17 protein-coding genes are annotated in these 23,199 nt (G+C 72.7%); 5 read left to right on the top strand and 12 right to left on the bottom strand.

Annotation, left to right across the window (positions count from 1 at the left end; all coding sequences use genetic code 11):
• Nucleotides 1-169: 169 nt before the first annotated feature.
• Entirely contained in the window at nt 170-826 is a 657-nt protein-coding gene (locus ASG32_RS06095) for a class I SAM-dependent methyltransferase (RefSeq protein ID WP_056523511.1), read from the bottom strand.
• A gap of 98 nt (nt 827-924) precedes the next feature.
• Here ASG32_RS06095 and rlmN point away from each other — a divergent pair, with 98 nt between their 5' ends.
• Entirely contained in the window at nt 925-2,199 is a 1,275-nt protein-coding gene (gene rlmN / locus ASG32_RS06090) for a 23S rRNA (adenine(2503)-C(2))-methyltransferase RlmN (protein ID WP_056523509.1), read from the top strand.
• A gap of 103 nt (nt 2,200-2,302) precedes the next feature.
• On the opposite strand, the gene ASG32_RS06085 is transcribed toward rlmN, so the two are convergent.
• From ASG32_RS06085 to ASG32_RS06070, 4 genes are all read right to left on the bottom strand, one after another.
• On the bottom strand, nt 2,303-3,427 hold the full coding sequence (locus tag ASG32_RS06085; RefSeq protein ID WP_056523507.1) for a mechanosensitive ion channel domain-containing protein: 1,125 nt from the start codon (nt 3,425-3,427) through the stop codon (nt 2,303-2,305).
• A 291-nt stretch (nt 3,428-3,718) separates the two neighbouring features.
• The gene (locus tag ASG32_RS06080) at nt 3,719-9,025 is read right to left on the bottom strand and encodes an alpha-2-macroglobulin (RefSeq protein ID WP_056523505.1); all 5,307 of its coding nucleotides are present in this window, start codon (nt 9,023-9,025) and stop codon (nt 3,719-3,721) included.
• A 126-nt stretch (nt 9,026-9,151) separates the two neighbouring features.
• Nucleotides 9,152-9,451, bottom strand: coding sequence for an antibiotic biosynthesis monooxygenase family protein (locus ASG32_RS06075; RefSeq protein ID WP_010685588.1), 300 nt, complete (start codon nt 9,449-9,451; stop codon nt 9,152-9,154).
• A gap of 16 nt (nt 9,452-9,467) precedes the next feature.
• Nucleotides 9,468-9,890, bottom strand: a complete 423-nt coding sequence (locus ASG32_RS06070; protein ID WP_082557768.1) for a Kdo hydroxylase family protein — start codon at nt 9,888-9,890, stop codon at nt 9,468-9,470.
• Between the two features lie 206 nt (nt 9,891-10,096).
• On the opposite strand from ASG32_RS06070, the gene ASG32_RS06065 reads away from it, so the two are divergent.
• Nucleotides 10,097-10,546 (top strand): DNA-directed RNA polymerase sigma-70 factor, encoded by a 450-nt coding sequence (locus ASG32_RS06065; RefSeq protein WP_026604809.1) that lies wholly within the window; start codon nt 10,097-10,099, stop codon nt 10,544-10,546.
• 135 nt (nt 10,547-10,681) lie between these two features.
• On the opposite strand, the gene ASG32_RS06060 is transcribed toward ASG32_RS06065, so the two are convergent.
• Entirely contained in the window at nt 10,682-11,680 is a 999-nt protein-coding gene (locus ASG32_RS06060; protein WP_056523569.1) for a GNAT family N-acyltransferase, read from the bottom strand.
• A 172-nt stretch (nt 11,681-11,852) separates the two neighbouring features.
• Nucleotides 11,853-12,335: an Hsp20 family protein gene (locus ASG32_RS06055; RefSeq protein WP_056523500.1), complete on the bottom strand. Its 483-nt coding sequence runs from the start codon at nt 12,333-12,335 to the stop codon at nt 11,853-11,855.
• 217 nt (nt 12,336-12,552) lie between these two features.
• Here ASG32_RS06055 and ASG32_RS06050 point away from each other — a divergent pair, with 217 nt between their 5' ends.
• Nucleotides 12,553-13,587, top strand: a complete 1,035-nt coding sequence (locus ASG32_RS06050; RefSeq protein ID WP_056523499.1) for an alpha/beta hydrolase — start codon at nt 12,553-12,555, stop codon at nt 13,585-13,587.
• 4 nt (nt 13,588-13,591) lie between these two features.
• On the opposite strand, the gene ASG32_RS06045 is transcribed toward ASG32_RS06050, so the two are convergent.
• The gene (locus ASG32_RS06045; RefSeq protein WP_056523497.1) at nt 13,592-14,116 is read right to left on the bottom strand and encodes a histidine phosphatase family protein; all 525 of its coding nucleotides are present in this window, start codon (nt 14,114-14,116) and stop codon (nt 13,592-13,594) included.
• A 214-nt stretch (nt 14,117-14,330) separates the two neighbouring features.
• Between ASG32_RS06045 and ASG32_RS06040 the strand changes: the two genes are divergently transcribed.
• Nucleotides 14,331-15,254 (top strand): class I fructose-bisphosphate aldolase, encoded by a 924-nt coding sequence (locus tag ASG32_RS06040; RefSeq protein ID WP_056523495.1) that lies wholly within the window; start codon nt 14,331-14,333, stop codon nt 15,252-15,254.
• A gap of 13 nt (nt 15,255-15,267) precedes the next feature.
• Here the strand turns inward: ASG32_RS06040 and ASG32_RS06035 are convergent, their stop codons facing one another.
• The 4 genes from ASG32_RS06035 to ASG32_RS06020 all read right to left on the bottom strand — a co-directional run bounded on the left by ASG32_RS06035 (nt 15,268) and on the right by ASG32_RS06020 (nt 21,169).
• Nucleotides 15,268-16,188, bottom strand: a complete 921-nt coding sequence (locus ASG32_RS06035) for an NAD-dependent epimerase/dehydratase family protein (protein WP_056523493.1) — start codon at nt 16,186-16,188, stop codon at nt 15,268-15,270.
• A gap of 16 nt (nt 16,189-16,204) precedes the next feature.
• Complete coding sequence (locus ASG32_RS06030) at nt 16,205-17,287, bottom strand: glycosyl transferase (RefSeq protein WP_056523491.1); 1,083 nt, start codon at nt 17,285-17,287, stop codon at nt 16,205-16,207.
• A gap of 41 nt (nt 17,288-17,328) precedes the next feature.
• Nucleotides 17,329-19,014: a methyl-accepting chemotaxis protein gene (locus tag ASG32_RS06025; protein WP_056523489.1), complete on the bottom strand. Its 1,686-nt coding sequence runs from the start codon at nt 19,012-19,014 to the stop codon at nt 17,329-17,331.
• Between the two features lie 112 nt (nt 19,015-19,126).
• Nucleotides 19,127-21,169: a protein meaA gene (locus ASG32_RS06020; protein ID WP_056523487.1), complete on the bottom strand. Its 2,043-nt coding sequence runs from the start codon at nt 21,167-21,169 to the stop codon at nt 19,127-19,129.
• A gap of 612 nt (nt 21,170-21,781) precedes the next feature.
• Between ASG32_RS06020 and ccrA the strand changes: the two genes are divergently transcribed.
• A complete protein-coding gene (ccrA, locus tag ASG32_RS06015) occupies nt 21,782-23,068 on the top strand; it encodes a crotonyl-CoA carboxylase/reductase (protein ID WP_042672037.1) in 1,287 nt (428 codons plus the stop codon).
• Nucleotides 23,069-23,199: the final 131 nt, after the last annotated feature.

Raw genomic sequence — 23,199 nt, 5'->3', positions numbered from 1 at the left:
CAGGGACTCGGCACATCGGATGAGGGCGCCCGCGGGCGCCCTTTTTCGTGCGCGCCGCGTCGTTGCGAGCGGAGCGAAGCAACCCAACGCCGCCACGCTCGCCGATGTCGCGCTGCCCTGGATTGCTTCGCTCCGCTCGCAAGGACGTTTGAGGCAAACGGCAACCGGCTCAGCGTGGCTCCCGCGCCACGAACAGCGCCACGCAGCCGACGACCGTGATCTCGACCGACCGGAACCGCCGGTCCAGCGCCGCGCGCAGCTCCGGCAGCGTGTCGGCGGCGTTCGAGAACACCCCTTTGCGGTTGTAGACCCGCATCAGCGCCCGCGCCGCGCCCGTGGTCGGGACGCCGCCCGACAGGATCGTGGCGCCGAACACCACGCCGTCGTCGGCCAGGCAGGGCCGCACTGTGTCGAAGGCCTTGGCCTTCGCGGCGATGTCGCCCGGCAGGCAGTGCAGCAGGTAGGTCATCCCGATCGAGTCGAACGGCGCGATGCCGGTGGCCGGGGCGCCGAGCACGTCGACCCGGTAGGTCTCGGGCCGGTAGCGCGCGATCCGGTCGGCCGCGAAGGCGAGGCTGTCGGCGTTGAGATCCATCAGGCCTATCCGCGGCGCGGGCGCGGGGAAGCGGCACCGGTCGAGGTACCAGCCGGTCCCGACCCCGACGTCGAGATGCGCGAGGCCCGCGTGCCGGTCGTAGAGATCGAGGATCCGCGCCGTGGGGCACCGCCAGATCAGGGGGTTCGACAGGCGCAGCACGACGAGGTCGTAGATCTGCAGCGTCCGCGGATTGTAGATCGCCTGCCCGGCTCGGGTGTCGGTCGCCATGGCTCTCCGTCAGGGCCCCTGTGGGCGGCACGCATTCGCCTTCGCCGCCGCGATCGCCTATATCAGACCCTTTCCAACGTATGGATCGTTTGAACGCCATGGCGACGCCGTCGCTCGACAGCGCCCGCGCGGCCGATGCCGCGATCGAGAAGGCGCCGGATCTCCTCCCCGAGGCGCTGCCCGGCCGCCGCCCCTCGCTGGTCGGCCTGACCCGCGACGCCCTCAAGGCACAGCTCATCGGCATGGGCGTGCCCGAGCGCGAGAGCCGGATGCGCGCCGGCCAGGTCTGGCACTGGGTCAATTTCCGCGGGGCGTCCGACTTCGCCGAGATGACCAACGTCGGCAAGGCGCTGAAGGCGCAGCTCGCCGAGCACTTCACCCTGGAGCGGCCGGAGGTGGCGAGCCGGCAGGTCTCGCGCGACGGCACCCGCAAGTGGCTCCTGCGCATGGCGCCGACCAACCGGCAGGAGCACAACCGCGGCGCCGAGATCGAGTGCGTCTACATTCCGGGGCCCGACCGCGGCACGCTGTGCGTGTCCTCCCAGGTCGGCTGCACGCTGACCTGCTCGTTCTGCCACACCGGCACGCAGCGCCTCGTGCGCAACCTCTCGGCGGCCGAGATCGTGCAGCAGCTCGTCACCGCCCGGGACGAGCTCGGCGACTGGCCCGGCCAGATGCCGAGCCGCGACGCCGGCGGCTCCGGCGAGGTCGGCCGGCTCGTGACCAACATCGTGTTCATGGGCATGGGCGAGCCCCTCTACAACCTCGACGCCGTGGTCGACGCGGTCGGGGTGATGTCGGACCAGGAGGGGCTCGCCCTGTCCCGCCGCCGGATCACGGTCTCGACGTCGGGGGTCGTGCCGCAGATCCCGCGGCTCGGCGAGCAGGCCAACGCCATGCTGGCGATCTCGCTCCACGCCGTGCGCGACGACCTGCGCGACGAGCTGGTGCCGCTCAACCGGAAATACCCGATCGCCGAGCTGCTCGCGGCCTGCCGGGCCTATCCGGGCCTGAGCAACGCCCGCCGGATCACCTTCGAGTACGTGATGCTGAAGGGCGTCAACGATTCGGACGCGGACGCGCGGGAGCTGGTGCGCCTGCTCAAGGGCATCCCGGCCAAGATCAACCTGATCCCATTCAACCCCTGGCCGGGCAGCCGCTACGAGTGCTCGGACTGGGACCGGATCGAGCGCTTCTCCGAGATCGTGTTCAACGCCGGCTACGCCTCGCCGGTGCGCACGCCCCGCGGCCGGGACATCCTGGCGGCCTGCGGCCAGCTCAAGAGCGAGACCGAGAAGCTGCGCGCCCGCGCCCGGCTAATGCAGGAGGAAGGCATCGGCGTGGAGAGTTTCTACGCGGGCGCCGATGACTGACACCCGTCTTTGCGAGCGCAGCGAAGCAATCCAGAGTAGCGCCACGCTCACCGATGGCGCGCTGCCCTGGGTCGCTTTGCTGCGCTCGCGATGACGGGGCGGCTCACGCAGCAAAACGTCGTGCATCGGCTCTGCGCAGTGGCGCCTCCGCGGCCCCGACCCATTCCGTCCGGTGCCGCGGCAGGGCCTCCGGGTGCTCGGCCTGGAGCCACGTGATCATCGCCTCGCGGACCACGCAGCGCAGGTCCCAGGCCTGGGGCGCGTTGCGGGCGCTCACCAGCATTCGGATCTCGATCGTGGATTCCTTCGCGTCCGAGACCTGGAGGTTCACCACCTTGCCGTCCCACAGGGGCGTAGCCCTGGCGATCTCGGCGAGCTTCTCGCGCATCGCTGCCACCGGCGCCCGGTGGTCGACGTAGACGAACACGCTGCCGATCAGCGAGGCGCCGTCGCGGGTCCAGTTCTGGAACGGCTTCTGGATGAAGTAGGTCAGGGGCAGGACCAGCCGGCGCCAGTCCCAGAGGCGGACCACCACGTAGGTCGCGGTGATCTCCTCGACCCAGCCCCACTCGTTCTCGACGATGATCGCGTCCTCGATCCGGATCGGCTGCGTGATGGCGATCTGGATACCGGCCACGAGGTTCGACAGGACCGGCTGCATGGCGAGACCGAGGACGAGGCCCGCCGCGCCCGCCGAGGCGAGCAGGCTGACGCCGTACTGGCGCACCGGCTCGAAGGTCATCAGCGCCACCGACAGGGTGACGAGGGCCACCAGCGTCACGCCGGCCCGCTCCAGGATGCGCATCTGCGTGAAGTGCTTGCGCGCCAGGAGGTTGTCCTCGGCGTCGAGCTTGAACCGCCGCAGGTAGATCACCGTGGCGATGTGGAGCGCGGTGGCGCAGCACCAGCCGGTCAGCGTCACGAAGGCCACCAGCAGGATCTGGTTAAGGGCGATCCGCACCTCCCAGGACAGGTGCACGGTGGTCGAGGCGAGGCTGATCGCCACCACGATCAGGCCGAGGCGGCTCGGCCCGCGGGTGCGCGACACCAGCGAGCGCCAGAACAGGCTCTTGCCCGCGACCGCCCGCTTCATCGCCCGGTAGACGATCCCGTGCAGGGGCATCACCACGGCGCAGCAGGCAACGATGAGGATCAGGCTCTCGGCCCACCATGGCAGGTAGGCCAGCGCGCGGGCTGCGGAGCCGGCGAGCGCGTCGAGGTCCGGCATCGGGCATCGCTCCACGGGTTCCGAACGGGACCTGAAGGAATGGGTGGGCGCTCGCGGCGGTTCCGCAGCGCACCATGTGCCTGCCGCAACGCAGCAGCCCGGCCCGGCGGGTTGCGCCTTGACGTCCTAGTCGGATCCGGACGACGGCCTCCGCACCCCCGTCCTTGCGAGCGCAGCGAAGCAATCCAGGGTAGCGCCACGCTCACCGATGGCGCGCTGTCCTGGGTCGCTTCGCTGCGCTCGCGATGACGGGCGGACCCCGACCAGCGGAGCGCGCGAACGCCGCCCGCCCTACTTCGCCGCCCCGACCGTCACGCTGCCCGAGGCGGTCCGGCCGAACCGCGCCGGCCGGTACATGTCCTCCACGGTGGCGCCCGGATGGACGTAGGTCCCGGGCGAGACCGCCCGCACCGTGTAGGCTACGGTGAAGAAGGCCGACTGGCTCGGGTCGCGGTCGTAGGCGGCCACGAACCGGTCGTCCCGGAACTCGGTGTGGACCGGCTGCACGTCGGACTTGGCGAAGGCGAGCCCCTGGAGCGCGTCGGCGTCGAGGAGCTTCGGATTGTCGATCTCCAGCCCCGCCGGCAGCGGATCGACCAGCAGGAGCCGCGCCGCCTCCGCCTTGGCCTCGGTGACCTTGAGCACCACCACCAGCCTGTCGTTCTGGCGCAGGCCGCTCGCCGGATCGACGACGCTGCCGTCGAGGCGGCGGAAGCTGCGCTCGATCGTGTAGCCCTGCTGCGCCGCAGGCTCCGGCACCAGGGGGCTGCCGTTGACGGTCACGGCCACCTGCACAGGCGCGCGGCCGGTATTGGTGAGCTGAACGCCCCGGTCGGCCAGGGTCGCCTCCCGATAAACCCGGGCCAGCAGGCCGGTCTGCGGGGCGCCGTCCAGGGTGAACGAGAGAGTGCCCGCCTCGTTCGACAGGCTCTCGGCGGCGAGCACCAGCCAAGCATTCTCCTGCGTGCTCGTCGAGCGCTCGGATTGCTGCTCCTCGCCGAGCACGGAAGCCGCGGGGCCCAGCGCCCCCTGCGCCAGCCCGCTCTCGGCGGCGAGCGTGATCAGCCCGGCACCGTCGCGCAGGCGGGAGCCGTAATCGGCGCGGTAGACACCCTTGTCGCGCTCGGCGCGCAGGATCGTGAGCGCCGATTCCATGGTCTTGGCGGCGCGGCCGCGGTCGCCGAGCAGCGCCAGAGCGGCGGCGAGCTGCGCGCGCCCGAGGGCGGAGGAGAAGTCGCCGATCTTGGTGTCGGCGAGGTAGCGCAGGTCGCCCATCACCGGCCGCCCGTTCCGGGCGAGCACGTACGCCGCGTAGGCGAGGTCGGCGCCGCCGCCCCGCACTTCGGTGGCGTTGGCCACCGCGTTGCGCAGGTAGTCGAGGGCCTGGGCGAAGGCCTTCTGCGGCACCGCGAATCCGCGCTCGCGGGCGCGGGTCAGGAAGTCGGTCACGTAGGCGTCGAGCCAGAGGTCGCTCGACCCCTGCGCCGACCACAGGCCGAAATCGCCGCTCGAATCCTGGCGGGCGAGCAGGCGCTCGATCGACTCGCGCACCCGATCGTCGGCGCCGTTGTCGAGGGCGAGCTTCTCCAGGGCCGCGAGCTTGTTGACGTAGAGCAGCGGCATCGCCCGGCTCACCACCTGCTCGGAGCAGCCGTAGGGGTAGCGGTCGAGCGCCCGGAGCAGGGCCGCCACGTCGACCCCCGGCAGGGCCGTGGCCGAGAGCGAGACGCTGCCGGTGCCCGGCTGCAGGTCGGCGAGGAGGTCCGAGGTCAGCGTCAGGTTCGCCCCCGGGGCGAGGCTGCGCACCGAGCGGCGCAGCAGGGCGCCCGTCCCCGGCGAGATCCCGAGGGCGAAGCTCTGGTTCAGCGCTCCGGGAAGGCCCGGGCCTGTCAGAGCGAGGTCGAGCCGGGCCGTGCCCGGCCCGGCGGCGGTGAGGGGGATCGCGAACTGGCCCTTGGCGCCGGCCTCCAGCCGCAGCGTCTGCCGCAGGGCGCTGGCGCCGACCACGACCGGGCCGGTCGGGCTCAGGTCGACCGTGTAGTCGCCCGCCTGCCCCTCGACGTTGTCGAGGGCCACGAACAGGCGCGAGCGGTCGCCGGTGTCGAGGAAGCGCGGCAGCGTGGCGCTGAGCACGACCGGGTCGCGGATGATCACGTCGGCCTGGGCCTGCCCGACCCGGTCGCCGCTCCAGGCGGTGACCATGACGCGGCCGGTGCCGTTGAAGGCCGGGATCGGGAAGGTGACGCTGGCCGCGCCGTCCGGCCCCACGGTCACCACGCCGGAATAGAGCGCCAGCGGCGCCTGGGTCGGCGGGGAATCGGCGAGTTCGCCGCCGCCCGCGTCGCCGCCGGAGCGGATCGCCCCGGCCGAGCCCTGCATGCCGTCGATCAGGTAGCCGTAGAGGTCGCGGACCTCCGGTCCGAGCGCCCGCTGGCCGAGGAAGTACTGGGTCGGGTCCGGCGCCGCGTAGCGGGTCAGGTTGAGGATGCCGACATCGACGAGGGCCACGGTGATCCGCGCCGGCTCGCCGGCCTTCAGCCCGGTGAGCTGGACCGGCAGGGTCAGGTCCTGGCGCGGGCGCGCCCGCTCCGGCGCCTTCAGGGCGACCCCGAGGCTGCGGCGCTCCCGGTCCACCGAGAACCACGCCAGACCCAGCGCCCGGCCGGGCAGGCGCTTGGCCGCCTGGTCGAGGGGCCGGTAGGCGGTGGCCACCAGGTAGGCACCGGCGCCCCACTCGGCCTTCACCGGGATGCTGACCGTGGTGCCGCCCTCCGGCACGCTGACCTCCAGGGTCTGGTGCACGCGGTCGCTGACGACCATCAGGCTGGCCTGACCCTTGAACTTCGGGCTGAGCTTGGCCCGCAGCGTGTCGCCGGCGGCGTAGGCGGCCTTGTCGAGGGTCAGGTCGAGCAGGTCGGGCGCCTCCGCGGTCTCGGAGCCGCCCCAGCCCACCTCGAAGCCGAGGCTCGCACCCGCCTCCGGAGCGCCCGCGGTCGAGACCTCCAGCCGGTAGCGGCCGAGGCCGACCGGCGCCTCGATCCGGCTCGGGCCGGCGGCCGTGAGGTCGACGGTGCCGCTGGCGACGCGCCGGGCGGACTTCACCGCCTCGAACGACCAGCGCCCGTCCGCCCGGTACCACTGGTAGGAGGAGTCGATCCGCGACAGGGTCCAGCTCACGCCCGGCCGGGCAACGAGCGCCCCGTCGGGGCGCGCGAACACCACGTCGAAGCCGGCGATCCCGCCCTCCTTGAGGTCGGTGAAGCCCTTGCGCAGGGCGAGGACCGGGCTCGCCGGGAGGATCGGCAGGGTCAGGCTGCGCGACAGCGCCCGGCCTCCGGGCTCGCCGACCGCCAGCGTGATCTTCGCCTCCAGCGCCCGCGGCGCCGCGACCTGGGGCACCGGCACCGTGACGGTGGCGGCGCCCTGCGCGTTCGTGGTGGCGTGGTCCTGCAACTCCTGGGTCGTCGGCTCCACGGCCTCGTCGTCGAGACCGATGGAATAAGTCTCCAGTCCCTTGATGCCGCTGGTGGCCGCCGCCTGCACGGTCACACTGCCCGACACGTCGAGATCGGAGCCCGGGGCGCCGTAGAGGTAGCGGGCGGCGACGTCGACCTGCGCGGCCTCGCCCCGGTTCAGGGCCGCCTGCCGGGCCTTGAGGGTCACCTCCAGCCGCTCGGGGACGTAATCCTCCACGAGGAAGCTGGTCTCGCCGATCGCGGGCGCCTTCGGGTCCGTGTAGGCGGAGACCCGCCACGTGCCGTGCATCGCCCCCGACAGGAGCGGCAGCGGCAGGGCCCGGCCGCCGAGCCCCTGGTCGGGCACCGAGACGCGCCGGTACTCGACGCCGTCCGGCCGCTTGACCACCAGGGTCAGCGGCAGGTCCGGCACGGCGGCGCCGCGGGGGTCGCGCAGCAGGGCGGTGAGCTGGACGGTCTCGCCCGTGCGGTAGACCCCGCGCTCCGGGAACAGGTAGGCGTCGAGGCCGCCGGTCTCGGGCCGTCCCTTCACGCCGCGGTCGGTGAGGTCGAAGGCGCCGAGGTTGAGGTCGAGGAAGCCGTAATCGCCGCCCGCCTGGGCGACCACGAGGCTCGGCGCCAGACCGCCCTCCCCGCGGGCGAGCCCGGGATCGAAGGCGACGTGGCCCTGCGCGTCCGTGGTCCGGGTGCCCAGCACCTCGTTGTTGCGGGCGACCAGCCGGATCTCGGCGCCCGGCATCACCTGCGCGGAGGCGAGCGAGCGCAGGACCACGGTGACCCCGTCCCGGCCCTTAGTGGCGGTGAGCCCCAGGTCGGAGACCACGAACCACTGGGTCGCCTGGGTGTCGTACTCCTCGTCGGAGGCGGCCGTGCCGGAGGGGCGGGCCAGCATCACGTAGAGGCCGGGCTCGAGCTTGCCCACGGCCTGAAGGACCGGGAAGGCGGTGACGGCCTCCTGGTTCAGCTCGGCCTTGGCGGTGTCGAGGGTGCCCTTCCAGACGCGCTGACCCTTCTCAGACGCGATCGTCCGGGCGGTGGACCCGCTGAGCTGGCCCAGGAAGTCCTCCGACCGCAGGGTCGGCAGCAGGCCGCGATCGCCGATCCGCAGAACCTCGACGTCGAGCTTGGGCGCGTTCACCGAGACCAGGGGCACGCCCGCTTGGCCCGTCCGCGGCAGGACGTAGTTGCGCCCGGTGAAGCGCACCTGCGGGGCGCGGTCGCGGACGTAGATCTCGTAATCGGCGGCCTTGAGCAGGCTCTCGCCGACCGCGGAGGGCAGGCCCTGGCGGACCACGATGGCGTAGCGGCCGCCGTGCTTGAGTCCGTCGACGCAGACCTGGGAGCCCTCCCCGGTCACGGCGGCCGCGCTGCTGCCGGAGACGGCCACGAAGGGGGCGTAGTCGGTCTTGGGGCGGATCGCCTCCGAGAAGGTGAAGCAGGCCCGGGGAGCGGCCGCGTCGGAATCGACCTTGTAGTCGAGGATGCGGAAGCCGTGCTGCGCCCGCACGGTCTCGTAGGTCTCCCGGACCGAACCGGTCTCGGCCAGGGCGAGGCTCGCCGCGTAGGCGTCGAGCGCCGGGCGCCAGGATTCCTGCTCGGCCTCGGCGGCGCCGAGCGCCGCCAGCGCGGCTGCGGCGTCGGCCGCCGTGCCGGCGCGCTCGTAGGCGCGGTAGGCGGCGGCCGTCACCCGCCCGCGCAGGCGCGACCGGCCCTGGTAGTCGTTGTCCTCGAGGGCACCCAGGGCCGCCGCGGCCCCCCGGGCATAGGCCTGCCAGTTGCGCGCGTCGGCGGGATCGGCCGCCACCGCGGCGGTCAAAGGCGCCAGCGCCTCGTCGGGCTTGTCGGCGGCGAGCAGGGCCAGCCCGGCCGCGCGGGACTGGCCGGCGGGCCGCAGCGGGCCCCCGGCCTCCGCCTTCAGCGCGGTCTCCAGGCGGACCGCCGCGCTGGCGAGGTCGGCCCGGACGAAGGTCCTGGCGAACGGCGCGGCGACAGCCGTCGCCGGGCGGGGCGCGGTGCGGGCCGCAGGTGGGGACAGGGCTGGCGAGGTCTGGGCGAGGGCCGGATTGCTGGCGATTCCTCCGAGGAGCGCCAGGGCACCCGCGAGCCGTCCGAGCCGCGCCATCAGCCTGTTCCCCACCCGCAATCCCGATGATTCGTTCCGGGTCCCGTCGCGCGGGAGCCTAGCACCGGCGGTCGGGCTCGCAACGCTTCGGATCGCTGTAGGCCCCGCCCGGCCTCGCGCCGAGGCTCAGAACGCCTTCAGCACCTGCTCGGCGTGCTCGACGGCGACCGGGCCGGCGAAGCAGTGGGAGACCAGGGCGCGGTAATCCTGCCAGGGCTGCGAGCCGGTGAAGTCCTTGGTGTGGGCCTCCAGCGTGTCCCAGTGGATCAGCAGGCGGTAGCGCTGCGGATGCTCGATCGAGCGCCGAACCTCGAAGTGCCGGCAGCCCTTAGCCTGCTTGAAGATCGCCGAGGCCTCGGTGATGCCCTTCTCGAACTCGGCCTCAAGGCCGGGCTTGATCTCAATCTGCGCGATTTCGAGGATCATCGGTGCGGTCCCTGTCTCAGGTGCGAAGGGCGCGGCCGAGCTTGGCCGCGAGGATGCGCTGCGGGATCAGGTCCGGGTCGGCCTGGGCGGCGACCGGCAGGTAGGCGGTCTGCTCCAGCATGTAGCGGCCGCCCATGGCGCCGTGCATCACGAGGTCCGAGAGAGGGTCCCGGGTGAAGGCGGGGACGCGGATCAGCAGCCGGCGCAGGGACGCCTGCACCTCCGGCGTGCCGGCCGCGCCGCGCAGCTCGGCCGCCTCGCCGTGGATGCTGACGTTCTCGGCCCTGCCGTCCGCGAAAGGCCGCTCGGTGAACCGGCGCTCGAACGCGCTGAACGGGAAGGGCAGATCGGGGAACAGCAGCACCGCCGCGGCCTCCAGCCCCCGCGCCCGGGAGCCGGACGCCTCGCCGGGGACAATTCTGCGGATCGGGGTGATCATCGTCTGCGCGCCCGCGGCCGTCACGGTCCGGCCCCCTCTAGCGGAGCCGCCGGAGGGAGGCCAGGGCCGCGCATTTCCGGTGGACGGCGGGTGTCATCCACCGGCGCGGCGGAGGGCACCCGCCAGATCGGCTTGCGCAACCGCTTCGTTCCCGGCACGTTCCCCGGCCAGCACCCGGCCCGAGAGCCCGGCGGAGGATGGCGCCGATGGCGACCCTGAAGGAATTCGAGGAGGCCCTGCGCGAGCACGGCATGAACATGGCGCTGGCGCTGCTGGAGCGCCTGCGCGAGCGCGACCGCGCCACCCGGACGGTGAAGCCCGCCCGGCGGCTGACCGGACAGAAGATGACCCCGGAACTCGCCCGGGCGATCCTGGACCTGCACGCCACGACGGGCATGACCCAGCAGGAGATCGCCTTCAAGGTCGGGGTTAACCAGGGCCGCGTGAACGAGGTGATCAAGCGCGGCAAGTGGCTGAGCGACGACCCGAACGCCCCGGAGGCCGTGGCCCGCGACAAGGCGGTGGCCCGGATGCGCGGCGACCCGAAGCCCAGGAAGGCGGCCGCCGCGCGCCCCGCCTCCGGGCGAGCCAAGGAGCGCAAGGCCGCGCCGCCGAAGGCGCGCAACCAGGGTCAGCTGGCTCTGGGGGATCTCTGAGGGGCTGCCGCACCGTCGTCCTCGCGCGGAGCGAGGCAACCCAGGGCATCGCGATTCTGCGAAGCGCGGGACGCTGGATCGCTCCGCTCCGCTCGCGAGGACGGTGCGGGCTCCCGCCTCCGAGGGCCCGCGCTCTTACCCGGCCGGCGCGAAATGGCCCCGGTAGCGCGCCCCGATCACCTCGACCGGCAGCGCGACGAACACGTCCGTCGTTCCGAACTGGCGGTCGATCACCGCGCCGTCGCCGAAGGTGGCGCCGAGGCGCAGGTAGCCCTTGATCAGGGGCGGCAGCGCCTGCAGGGCGGCCTTGGCGTCCACCGCCTCGCGCGGCATCCGGTCCATCGCCACCGCCCGCTCCGGCAGCGCCCGGGCCCGCCAGCCCTCCGGCGCGCGGGCATGGTGGTGCAGGAAGGCGAGCGGTAGAGCCAGCCGGTCCGGGTCGGTGCCCTCCAGGCTCGCGCAGCCGATCAGCGCGTCGATCCGGTGGTGCAGGACGTAGGCGTAGATCCCCTGCCACAGCAGCTCGACGGTCCGCTTGCTCCGGTAGGGCTTGAGCACGCAGGAGCGGCCGAGCTCGAGGAGCCGCCGATGCCCCTGCGCGGCGAGAAGCGGCGCGAGGTCGTACTCGCTCTCCGAGTAGAAGCCGGTATGCCGCTCGGCCACCTCGCCGCGCAGCAGCCGGTAGGTGCCGACGACCTTCGGGCGCGGCTCGACGAAGGGCTTCTTCCGCCGCGGCGCCGCGTGGTCGAGGACGAGGAGGTGGTCGCAGACCGCGTCGTAGCCGTCGACGTCGCGCCGGGACAGGGCGGCGAGCCCGGAGGGCACCGCCGACATCTCCTCGTAGAAGACCTTGTAGCGCAGCCGCTGGGCCCGCCGGATCTCCGATTTCCGCGTCGCCAGCCGGACCTCGAGGCTGCCGATGCGGCCGAGGCTGCGACCCTCGAACGGCTCGGGCAGGCGGATCGCCCGCTCGGCCGAGAGCACGTCGTCGATTCCGCCCACGCCCTCGACGCCCGGCAGCGGGACCGACCGGCGGCGCAGCTTGGCGATCGGCGCGCCGACGCCCCACTGCACGCCCCTGTGCCAGCCGGCTCCGAGCGCGCTGTAGGCTCCGCGGGCGAGATTGGCGACCATCGTCGGGTTCACTCCGGGTGCGCATCCGTGCACCGTCGAATCCGACAGAGAGCACGACGGCCACACGCCATTATGACAGCCGCCACGAGAAAGCGCCCCGGCCGGGGCCGGGGCGCTCCAACAACCTGATCGGTACCTGATGTGGACCCGACGGTTCCCGCGCGGGGCGGGGTCAGGCGGCCTGCTGGACCGCGTCCTTGCGGACGTCGCCCTCGATCACCGGGGCGCTGGGGCGCACCGCCGAGGCGATCTCGATGCGACGGGGCTTCTTCGCCTCCGGAACCTCGCGGACGAGGTCGATGTGGAGGAGGCCGTTCTCGAGCGCCGCACCCGTCACCTGGACGTGGTCGGCGAGCTGGAACCGCCGCTCGAAGGCGCGGGCCGCGATGCCCTGGTGCAGGAACTCCGCCCTGCCCTCGGCCTTGCGCTCGCCCTTCAGCGTGAGCGCGTTCTCCCGCACCTCGATCGACAGGTCGGACTCGGTGAAGCCGGCGACCGCGACGGTGATGCGGTAGGCGTTCTCGCCGGTCCGCTCGATGTTGTAGGGCGGGTAGGTCGGGGCCGCCTCGGCGCTCGCGAACTGGTCGAGGGCGGAGAACAGGCGGTCGAAGCCGACGGTGGAGCGGTACAGGGGAGCGAGATCGAACTGACGCATGACATATCCTCGTCTGAGCAACATGCAATTCCGGTCCGCCCGATGGGCCGGACCCGTCTCTCGTGCCGCCTGACGGCCGGCACAGACGAGATATCGGAGGGGGAAAATCGCGCTTCAAGACCCCCGGCGAGGGTCGGAAACGAGATTTTTTCGCTACGGTCGCAGAGTGCATCCGGGCGTGTATCGGACGATGCGCGGAGGCGCTGAGGTGAGGCCAGTGAGACGCTTCGACGGTGACACCGGGCGCGAGCCGCCGCTCCTGACGCTGCGCAGCACGCCCGACAACCCGGTCCCGCCGGGCGGCACGCTGATCGCCGTCGGCACGCGCGACGACTGCACCCTGCGGGCGGCCTACTGGCAGACCACGGCGCGCACCTGCCGGGGCACGGTCTGCCTGCTCCAGGGCCGGGCCGAGTTCATCGAGAAGTACTACGAGACGATCCACGAGCTGCGCGCCCGGGGCTTCGCCGTCGTGGCGTTCGACTGGCGCGGCCAGGGCGAATCGGACCGCCGGGTCGACGACCCCCACAAGGGCCACGTCGCCCGGTTCGACGATTACCGGCTCGACCTGCGGGCGGTGGCCGAGACGATCCTGGTGCCGCTGATGCCGGAGCCCCATGTCGGCCTCGCGCATTCCATGGGCGGATGCGTCGCGCTCCTCGCGGCCCTCGACGGCGCGCTGCCGTTCCGGCGGCTGGTGACCCTGGCGCCGATGCTTTCGATCCGGATGGTCCGCTGGCCGGCCGGCGCCGCGATCCTGTCGCGGGGCCTGCAGCGGCTCGGCCTCGGGAGCCGCTACATCCCGTTCGGCAAGCCGGTCTCGATCGCCACCAACCCGTACGCCGGCAACCGCCTGTCGCGCGATCCCATCCGCTACGCCCGCAACGCCGCGGCGGCGCGGCAGGTCGGCGCCGGCGCGGTCGGCGACCCGACGATCGCGTGGCTCGCGGAGGCGTTCCGCGCGATGGCGCGGCTGCGCGACCCGCGGGCGGCGCCGCGGATCGGGCTGCCGACCCTGATCGTCGCGGCGGGCGCCGACCCGGTCTGCGGCACGGCGGAAACCGAGCGCTTCGCCGCCCGGCTGAAGGCCGGCCATATCCTGGTCCTGCCGGATTCCCGGCATGAGATCCTGACCGAGCGCGACGCGATCCGGCAGGATTTCTGGGCGGCCTTCGAGGCCTTCGTGCCGGGCTCGCCCCTGCCGACCCACGCGGAGGTCGAGGCGCACGCCGTGGCGGTGCCGGTCGCCTGAGGCGTCAGCCGCCGAGATCCGGGTCGATGTCCCGCGGGCGCACGTACCGGTCGAGGTGCCCGCGGTCCGGCGCGATCTCCGCCCAGCGGTCGCCGTCAAAGTCGATCACCACGAAGGCCGCGGTCGGGAATTCCAGGGCCAGCCGGTCCCGGGCCGCCCGCGGTCCCGAGCCCGCGAGGATTGCGGCGAGGTCGCCGAGGCCCGGATTGTGGCCGACGACGATCAGCGTGGTGGCCGCGTCGGGCGCCTGCCGGATCACCCCGAGGATCCGGTCCGCCGGCGCCTCGTAGATCTCGGAATGCCAGCGCGTCTCGGGGCTGCCGAGGGCCGCCTCCATCGCGGCCCAGGTCTCGCGGGTCCGCGCGGCGGTGGAGACCAGGGCGAGGTCCGGACATAGGCCCTCCCGCGCGAGGTGGGCGCCCACCGCCGGGGCAGCCCGTTTCCCGCGCGCGTTGAGCGGGCGCTCGTGGTCCGCCACGCCCGGCGGACGGTCGGACTTGGCGTGCCGCAGCAGGATCAGCCTGCGCATGAGCGAACCTCTGACGCGTCTCGTGGGCCGGTCTCGGGGCTGCCGGTCCGGGCGCGCGCGACCGGACCGGGCGGCGCCCGCTCCCGCCCGGTTAGCCGAAAGCACCGCGTGCGGGAACCGCGGCTTTGCCCGCACCGTTCCGACCGGGAGCCGTCCGCAGCACGGCCCGCGGCCTGATCCGCGGCGCGACGGTCTCTGGCCAGGAGGCTGCCCGATGGACCGATCCGCCCGCGTCACCGAGATCCTGTCGTGGTACGGGGCCGACAGCCCCGGGACCCTCACCAACCTCGCCCGGATGCTGGAGCACGGCAAGCTCGGCGGCACCGGCAAGATGCTGATCCTGCCCGTCGACCAGGGCTTCGAGCACGGGCCCGCCCGCAGCTTCGGCCCAAACCCGCCGGCCTACGACCCGCACTACCATTTCGAGCTGGCCCTGGCGGCGGGGTGCAACGCCTACGCGGCGCCGCTCGGCTTCCTGGAGGCGGGCGCGCGCGACTATGCCGGGCGCATCCCGCTCATCCTGAAGCTCAACGATCACGACCTCCTGGCCGACGAGGAGGATCCCGAGCAGGCGATCACCGGCTCGGTGGCCGACGCCCTGCGGCTCGGCGCCTGCGCCATCGGCTTCACGATCTACCCGGGATCCGCACACCGCAACGCCATGTACGGGCAGATCCGCGCGATCGCCGAGGAGGCCAAGAGCGTCGGCCTCGTCGTGGTGATCTGGTCCTACGCCCGCGGCTCGGCCCTGTCGAAGGAGGGCGAGACCGCCATCGACGTGATCGGCTACGCGGCCCAGATCGCCGCGCAGCTCGGCGCCCACATCATCAAGGTGAAGCTGCCCTCGGCCCATATCGAGCAGCCGGCGGCGAAGAAGGTCTACGAATCGACCGGCATCCCGATCGGCACGGCGGCCGAGCGCGTCCGCCACGTGGTGCAGTGCGCCTTCAACGGCCGGCGGATCGTGATCTTCTCCGGCGGCGCCCAGGCCGAGGAGGCCAGCTTCCTCGACGAGATCCGCGCCATCCAGGCGGGCGGCGGATTCGGCTCGATCGTGGGCCGCAACGCGTTCCAGCGCTCGAAGGCGGACGCCCTGTCGCTGCTCGGCAAGATCACCGACATCTACGCGGGCCGCTGAGGCAGCCCTGCGTTCAGCCGCCGTCGCGGGCCAGCCGGGCGAGCCCGTCGCGGGTCGGCCCGGCCGGCCGCCAGCCGAGGGACGCGAGCCCGTCGGCGCGGGCGACGAGACCCTCGGCGACGCGGGCGAACTGCGCGTCCCGGCCGGTCAGCCGGCAGGCCAGCCGGAGGAGCCCGGCCGGGACCGGGACGAGGCCCGGGCCGCGGCCGAGGCCATGGCGGAGGGACGCGATCATCTCGGGCAGGCTGAGCGGGTCCGGGTCGGCCGCGACGAGGGCGCGGTTCAGGGGGGCGGGCGCCGCCAGCACCGCGTCCACGGCACCCGACAGGCTCTCCAGCGAGATCAGCGAGCGCCGCGCCGCGAGGCCGCCCAGCGGCAGCGGGTAGGGACTGCGCGCCAGCCGCAGGAGCGCGGCCATGTTGCCCTTCACGCCGGCGCCGTAGACGAGGACCGGGCGCAGCGCGACCCAGTCCAGGCCGGTCTCGGCGAGCGCCGCCTCGGCCTCGAGCTTGGAGCGGCCGTAGGCGTCGGTGGGCCGGGGCGGATCGCCCTCCCCGACCACGCCCGGCGCGCTCGCCCCGACCTGCGCGCGGATCGACGACAGGAACACGAAGCGGCGCACCTTCGCGCGCGCCGCGGCCTCCGCCAGCCGGCGCGTCGCCTCGGTGTTGAGCGTGCGGTAGTCGTCCTCCGGTGCCCCCGACATAGCATGGGCGAGGCCGGCCGAGTGCACCACCGCGTCGACGCCGCTGAGGGCCGCCGCCATGTTGATCGGGCGGGTCAGGTCGCCGACGACCGCGCTCGCCGCGCCCTCCGGCACGGTCGTGGGCCGGCGCAGCAGCACGCGGACCCGGTAGCCGCGCGCGGTGAGGTCGGCGAGCAGGTGGCGGCCGATGAACCCGGTCGCCCCGGTGAGCGCGATGAGTCCGGTCACGGCTGGGCGGCCTCTGTCACGGCTGGGCGGCACCTTCGGCTGGGGCCGGCGCCGGGGCGCGGGCGAAGCGGCGGAGCAGGGCGGCGACCAGGGCGAGCCCGGCGACCGATGCGGCGAGCGTGACCGGCCAGGACGGCCAAAACAAGGTCGCGGCGGCGAGCGCCGCCAGGGCGAGATTGGCCGCGAACACCCGTCCGACCACGCCGGGCACGGACAGCCCGTTGACGGTGGCCCGCTGGTAATAGTGCCCGCGATGGGCCTCCCAGACCCGCTCGCCCCGCGCCGCCCGCGCAGCGAGAGTCAGGCTGGAATCGGCGAGGTAGACGAGCGGCAGCAGCAGGGCGGCGGCGAGTCCGCCCGCCAGGGCGAGCTGGCACAGCAGCCACGCGGTGACGAGCCCGACCGGCAGCGAGCCGACATCCCCGAGGAAGAGCCGCGCGACCGGCCGGTTGAACGGTGCGAAGCCCAGCACCGCGCCCAGCAGGCTCGCCGCCACCAGGGTCGGCAGCGGCGGCAGGTGCCCGGCGAGGCCGATGAGCAGGAGCGCGCCCGCCACCGGGACGATCTCGGCCACCGTCATCCAGTCGAGCCCGTCCATGAAGTTCGTCAGGTTGACGAACCACAGGCCGGCCAGCAGCGCGAGACCGCGCTCCAGCCAGAGCGGCAGGCCGGGCAGCAGGCGCCCGTCGAGGTGCCAGACCAGCAGGCCGACCACGACGGCCTGCACGGCGAGCCGCAGGGCGGCCGGCAGCGGCCGGACGTCGTCCACGGCGCCGAGGAGAGCCAGGGCCAGGGCGCCACCGGCGAGCCAGATCCAGTCCGGCCGGCCGCCGATCTCCGGCGCCGCGATCAGCAGGCCCCAGATCGTGACCAGCGCCGTCACCACGGCGATGCCGCCCCCCTGGGGGGTCGGCACGGTGTGGCTGGAGCGGGCATTCGGCCGGGCCAGGGCGTAGCGCTGCAGCAGCGGGCGCAGGCGCAGGATCAGGCCCGCCGAGAGCGCGGCGGCGAGGGGCACCGCCAGGAGCAGGATCGCGGTCAGGGCGGACGGCAGGGCGGACAGGGCGGGCGGCGCGTCGGGCGGCAAATCGGGCGGCATGGCGCCGTCCTACGCGATCCGCCGCCCGACCGTGAGAGGGGCTACGCCGCCCGCACCGTGGCGAGGAAGCGCGCGACCTCGGCCCCGAGATGCTCGGACTGGCGCGACATCTCACTCGCGGCCCCGAGCACCTGGGCGGCGGCGGCGCCGGTCTCCTCGGCGGACTGGGCGAGGCTCGCGATGGTGCCGGTGACCGCGCCGGTGCCGGCGGCCGCCTCGGCGACGTTGCGGACGATCTCCTGCGTGGCCGCGCCCTGCTGCTCCACGGCGGCCGCGATGCTGGAGGCCACGCCGTCGATCTCGCGGATGCGCCGGCCGATCCCGTCGATCGCCGACGCCGCCTGCCCGGTGGAGGACTGGATCCGGCCGATCTGGCCGGTGATCTCCTCGGTGGCCCGGGCGGTCTGCTCGGCGAGCGCCTTGACCTCCGAGGCCACCACCGCGAAGCCGCGGCCCGCGGCGCCGGCGCGCGCCGCCTCGATCGTGGCGTTGAGCGCCAGCAGGTTGGTCTGGGCGGCGATCCCGGAGATCAGCGCCACCACGTCGCCGACCTTCGCGGCCGCGCCGCTCAGGTCCTGGACCAGCGCCACCGTGTTGGTCGCCTCGTCGACCGCGACCCGCGCGAGCTCCGCCGAGCTGCTGACCTGCCGGCCGATCTCCTGCACCGAGGAGCCGAGCTCCTCGGCGGCGGCCGCGACGGTGTTGACGTTGGCGGCGGCGTCGCTCGCCGCACCCGCGACGGTGCCGGACTGTCCGGCGGCCTCGGTCGCGCTGCCGGTCAGGGTCCGGGCGGTGGCCTCCAGCTCGGTCGCGGCCGCCGACACGCCGCCGACGATGCCGCCCACCGCCTGCTCGAAGGCGTCGGCCATGGCCCGGGTCGCGGCCCGGCGCTGCGTCTCGGCATCGGCGCGGGCCAGCGCCGTCTCGGCCTCCAGGGCGCGCGCGCGGACGAGGTTGTCGCGGAACACCACCACGGAGCCCGCGAGCGCCCCGATCTCGTCGCGGCGCTCCTGCCCGGAGATCGCCACCTCGGCGTCGCCCGCCGCGAGGCGCTGCGTGACGGCGGCGATCTTGCGGAGCGGCCCGCTGACGCCGCGGGTCACCAGCACGAAGGCCCCGAGCGCCACCAGCAGGGCGAGGCCGGCGAGCGCCAGCACGTTCCGCTTGGCGGCGTCGTAGGTCTGCGCGATCAGCGTGCCGCTCGCCTGCGAGCCGTCGCCGTTCAGAGCGACGAGCTTCTCCCAGTCGGCCATGATGGCGCCGATGCTCTGCGACATGGTCGTGTTGTAGATCCGCTGGCCGCCGGCGACGTCGCCGCCCTCGGCCTTGGCCACCGCTTCCCGTTGCTGCTCGGCGTAGGTGGCCACGTGCTGGCGGAACACCGCGTAGGCCTCGCGCTCGGGCTGGGTCAGCGGCAGGGCCTCGTACCGGGCGTACTGGGCGGCGAGCAGTGCGTCGCGCTTGGCGATCTGGTCGGCGACCTCGGCGCGCAGCGCCGGCGTGTCGGCGGTAATCAGGCGGACGGCGTTGACCCGCTGCCGCATGAAGTTGATGCCGATCCGGCCGAGGGCGTCGGTGGCCGGGATGCGCGTGTCGCGCAGCTGCGCGGCGGCGGACTCGATGCGGCCGAGCTCGGCCAGCGAGAGGCCGCTCGTGGCGGCGATCAGCAGCACCAGGGCCGCGAGACACAGGCCGAGCTTGGCCGCGATGGAGATGCCGGCGCGCATAGGTATTGGTCCCCGATCCCGTATCTGGGATCGGAGCCCATGCTTGTCCGATAAACGTTAAAGTTGTTTGGATCCTGCCCGGACCGGCCGACATCCGGGCAGGAACGGTCCGCTAGTAGACCTGGGCCTCGGCGCGCGGCGGATCCGCCGGGCCGTCCCGTCGATCCAGACCCTTCTCCACGACCTTGGCGAGCCCGACCATGATCTGGTCGATGGCGTAGTCCTTCGGCGTGTAGACGGCGCGCACGCCCATGTTCTTGAGGACCAGCTCGTCCTCCGGCGAGATGATGCCGCCGACCACCACCGGGATGTGGTCGAGCCCGGCCTCGCGCATCTTGGCGCGGACCTCCCGCACCAGCGGCACGTGGGAGCCGGACAGGATCGACAGGCCGACCACGTGGGCGCCGGTCTCCTTGGCCTTCGCGACGATCTCGGCCGGCGTCTGGCGGATGCCGTCGTAGGTGACGTCGAAGCCGACGTCGCGGGCACGGAGCGCGATCTGCTCGGCGCCGTTGGAGTGGCCGTCGAGGCCGGGCTTGCCGACCACGAGCTTCGGCGTCTCGCCGAGCCGCTCGCCGAGATCGGCGATCAGGAGCTTGGCCTCCTCGGCCGCGCCGCTGGAGACCGTCTCCATGGTGACGCCGGTGGGCGCCCGGTACTCGCCGAACACCGCGCGCAGGCGCGCGCCCCACTCGCCGGTCGTGACGCCGGCCCTGGCCGCCTCGATCGAGGGCGGCATGATGTTGGCGCCGGAGCGCGCCGCCTGCTCCAGGGCGTCGAGGGCTTGGCCCACGGCGTTCTCGTCGCGGCGGCCGCGCCACTCGCGGATCCGGCTCTGCGCCTCCATCTCGACGGTCTCGGAGACGGAGAAGATCGCCCCCTCCCCGGCCGTGAGCGGCGACGGCTCGCCCTGCTGCCACTTGTTGACGCCGACCACGATCTGATCGCCGGCCTCGATCGCCGAGATCCGGCGCGCGTTCGACTCCACCAGCGCGCGCTTGAGCGCCCCGGTTTCCACCGCCGCGACCGCGCCGCCGATGCCGCCGATCCGCTCCAGCTCGGCGCGGGTCTGCGCCTTCAGCTCCTCGACCTTGGCCTCGATCACGTGGCTGCCGTCGAAGATGTCGTCGTATTCGAGGAGGTCGGTCTCGAAGGCCAGGATCTGCTGCATGCGCATGGACCATTGCTGGTCCCAGGGCCGCGGCAGGCCGAGCGCCTCGTTCCAGGCCGGGAGCTGCACCGCGCGGGCGCGGGCGCGCTTGGACAGCGTCACCGCCAGCATCTCGATCAGGATGCGGTGGACGTTGTTCTCGGGCTGCTGCTCGGTGAGCCCCAGGGAGTTCACCTGCACGCCGTACCGGAAGATGCGCTTCTTCGGATCGTCGATGCCGTAGCGCTCGCGGGCGATCTCGTCCCAGAGCTCCGAGAACGCCCGCATCTTGCAGATCTCGGTGACGAACCGCAGGCCCGCGTTCACGAAGAACGAGATCCGGCCGAACACCTCGGGGAAGCTCGCGGCGTCGAACTCGGGGTCCTCGCGCACGGTGTCGAGCACCGCGATGGCGATGGCGAGCGCGTAGGACAGCTCCTGGACCGGCGTCGCCCCCGCCTCCTGCAGGTGGTAGGAGCAGACGTTCATCGGGTTCCACTTCGGCACGTTCTTGGTCGTGAACAGGATCACGTCCTTGGTGAGCCGGAGGGACGGCGCGGGCGGGAACACGTAGGTGCCGCGCGACAGGTACTCCTTGATGATGTCGTTCTGGGTCGTGCCCTGGAGGGCGGCGATCGGCGCGCCCTGCTCCTCGGCCACCGCGAGGTAGAGCGCCAGCAGCCACGGGGCCGTGGCGTTGATCGTCATCGAGGTGTTCATCTGGGCGAGCGGGATGTCCTTGAACAGGGTCCGCATGTCGCCGAGATGCGCGATCGAGACGCCGACCTTGCCGACCTCGCCGCGGGACAACTCGTGGTCGGGGTCGTAGCCGGTCTGGGTCGGTAGGTCGAAGGCAACCGACAGGCCGGTCTGGCCCTTGGCGAGGTTGCCCCGATAGAGCTTGTTCGACTCCGCCGCGGTCGAGTGCCCCGCGTAGGTGCGGATGATCCAGGGCTTGTCGCGGCTCGACTTGTCGCTCCTGGTCTCGGCGACGCTCGCGCCCATTCCTCGCCTCCGTGTGATCTTTGTATCCGCGCGGGGCGCGGCCTTGCGGTCACCGTAGCGAAGGCTTGAGCACGCGTCATCCGGGACGGAAGTGCAAGACGCCCGCGCGGGCATCCGCGGCTCATGAAAAAACTTGCTCGCCGGAACAGCGGGATTTGAAGGCGCCGCGGCGCGCCGCCGCCCGCGCGCCGCCCGCACCCGCGGTCCGGACGGTGCCGCGCGACGATCCCGATCCGCTTTATCAGTGCTGGTATAATGTCCACCTGAACTGTTCTTCGCGGGACTTGCCGCTGTTCGGGCGCGAGAGAGCAAGTCGAACCAATGACTTAGAGGTGCATGTGCTCGCCGGACGGCCCGGAGCAGCTCGGGCGCGCGGCGGTGGAGTCGGGCAAGGTCTCGGGTCCGGGGCGACCGAGGCCGGCGCCGAATAATACTTGGTCTGCCGGAAAGCCGATTTTGAATACGTGGTCGCGCGCCCTGTGCTCGCGCTTTTTTCATGTCGGAAACCGTCGGCTTTCGACTTTCGGCCCACTTGGACGCCTCCGGCATCGCCGGTATAGCGCGATGGAGAACCGCGGCCGTGAGAAACACGCGGGACGAGAGGAGAGCGAGATGGCGGCGAGCGCTGCGATCAGTCCGACGGGCGGGGAGGTCAAGGACCTCTACGAGATGGGTGAGATCCCGCCGCTGGGTCATGTGCCGGCCAAGATGTATGCCTGGGCGATCCGGCGCGAGCGGCACGGACCCCCGGAACAGTCCCACCAGCTCGAGGTGCTGCCGGTCTGGGAGATCGGCGACGACGAGGTGCTGGTCTACGTCATGGCGGCGGGCGTCAACTACAACGGCGTCTGGGCCGGCCTCGGCGAGCCGATCTCGCCCTTCGACGTCCACAAGGGCGAGTACCACATCGCGGGCTCCGACGCCTCCGGCATCGTCTGGAAGGTCGGCTCCAAGGTGAAGCGCTGGAAGGTCGGCGACGAGGTCATCGTCCACTGCAACCGCGACGACGGCGACGACGAGGAGTGCAACGGCGGCGACCCGATGTTCTCGCCCTCGCAGCGGATCTGGGGCTACGAGACCGGCGACGGCTCGTTCGCGCAGTTCTGCCGGGTGCAGTCCCGCCAGCTCATGGTCCGGCCGAAGCACCTCACCTGGGAGGAGGCCGCCTGCTACACGCTGACGCTCGCCACCGCCTACCGTATGCTGTTCGGCCACGCCCCGCACACGGTGAAGCCGGGCCAGAACGTGCTGATCTGGGGTGCCTCCGGCGGCCTCGGCGTGTTCGGCGTGCAGCTCTGCGCGGCCTCGGGCGCCAACGCCATCGCGGTGATCTCGGACGAGTCGAAGCGCGACTACGTGATGAGCCTCGGCGCCAAGGGCGTCATCAACCGCAAGGACTTCGACTGCTGGGGCCAGCTCCCCAAGGTCAACAGCCCCGAGTTCCACGCCTGGACCAAGGAGGCCCGGAAGTTCGGCAAGGCGATCTGGGACATCACCGGCAAGCAGGACGTCGACATCGTGTTCGAGCATCCGGGCGAGGCGACCTTCCCGGTCTCGGCGCTGGTGGTGAAGCGCGGCGGCATGGTGGTGTTCTGCGCCGGCACGACCGGCTTCAACATCACCTTCGACGCCCGCTACGTCTGGATGCGGCAGAAGCGCATCCAGGGCTCGCACTTCGCCCACCTCAAGCAGGCCTCGTCGGCGAACCAGTTCGTGCTCGACCGGCGGATCGACCCGTGCATGAGCGAGGTCTTCCCCTGGGACAAGATCCCCCAGGCCCACACCAAGATGTGGAAGAACCAGCACCCGCCGGGCAACATGGCCTGCCTCGTCAACTCCCCGCGCGCCGGCCTGCGCACGGTCGAGGACGTGATCGAGGCCGGTCCGCTGAAGCGGTAAGGCGCTCCGTCGGGCCGGTTCCCGCTCTCGCGCGGGGCCGGCCCGATCGGCTAGGCTCGCGGCGTCCCGCGCCGACTCGGCGACCGATTCGGTGTGCCGGGGCGCTGATGACGGGCCCACGCGATCCTCAC

Origin of the sequence: Methylobacterium sp. Leaf361 (assembly GCF_001424445.1) — a bacterium.
GTDB lineage: Bacteria > Pseudomonadota > Alphaproteobacteria > Rhizobiales > Beijerinckiaceae > Methylobacterium.
This window is presented reverse-complemented; position numbering and strand designations above follow the sequence as displayed.

What these genes read in the sequence shown, in the direction of transcription:
- ASG32_RS06095 (WP_056523511.1), bottom strand. Translation starts at nt 826, where the DNA reads ATGGCGACCGACACCCGAGCCGGGCAGGCGATCTACAATCCGCGGACG.
- rlmN (WP_056523509.1), top strand. Translation starts at nt 925, where the DNA reads ATGGCGACGCCGTCGCTCGACAGCGCCCGCGCGGCCGATGCCGCGATC.
- ASG32_RS06085 (WP_056523507.1), bottom strand. Translation starts at nt 3,427, where the DNA reads ATGCCGGACCTCGACGCGCTCGCCGGCTCCGCAGCCCGCGCGCTGGCC.
- ASG32_RS06080 (WP_056523505.1), bottom strand. Translation starts at nt 9,025, where the DNA reads ATGGCGCGGCTCGGACGGCTCGCGGGTGCCCTGGCGCTCCTCGGAGGA.
- ASG32_RS06075 (WP_010685588.1), bottom strand. Translation starts at nt 9,451, where the DNA reads ATGATCCTCGAAATCGCGCAGATTGAGATCAAGCCCGGCCTTGAGGCC.
- ASG32_RS06070 (WP_082557768.1), bottom strand. Translation starts at nt 9,890, where the DNA reads ATGATCACCCCGATCCGCAGAATTGTCCCCGGCGAGGCGTCCGGCTCC.
- ASG32_RS06065 (WP_026604809.1), top strand. Translation starts at nt 10,097, where the DNA reads ATGGCGACCCTGAAGGAATTCGAGGAGGCCCTGCGCGAGCACGGCATG.
- ASG32_RS06060 (WP_056523569.1), bottom strand. Translation starts at nt 11,680, where the DNA reads ATGGTCGCCAATCTCGCCCGCGGAGCCTACAGCGCGCTCGGAGCCGGC.
- ASG32_RS06055 (WP_056523500.1), bottom strand. Translation starts at nt 12,335, where the DNA reads ATGCGTCAGTTCGATCTCGCTCCCCTGTACCGCTCCACCGTCGGCTTC.
- ASG32_RS06045 (WP_056523497.1), bottom strand. Translation starts at nt 14,116, where the DNA reads ATGCGCAGGCTGATCCTGCTGCGGCACGCCAAGTCCGACCGTCCGCCG.
- ASG32_RS06040 (WP_056523495.1), top strand. Translation starts at nt 14,331, where the DNA reads ATGGACCGATCCGCCCGCGTCACCGAGATCCTGTCGTGGTACGGGGCC.
- ASG32_RS06030 (WP_056523491.1), bottom strand. Translation starts at nt 17,287, where the DNA reads ATGCCGCCCGATTTGCCGCCCGACGCGCCGCCCGCCCTGTCCGCCCTG.
- ASG32_RS06025 (WP_056523489.1), bottom strand. Translation starts at nt 19,014, where the DNA reads ATGCGCGCCGGCATCTCCATCGCGGCCAAGCTCGGCCTGTGTCTCGCG.
- ASG32_RS06020 (WP_056523487.1), bottom strand. Translation starts at nt 21,169, where the DNA reads ATGGGCGCGAGCGTCGCCGAGACCAGGAGCGACAAGTCGAGCCGCGAC.
- ccrA (WP_042672037.1), top strand. Translation starts at nt 21,782, where the DNA reads ATGGCGGCGAGCGCTGCGATCAGTCCGACGGGCGGGGAGGTCAAGGAC.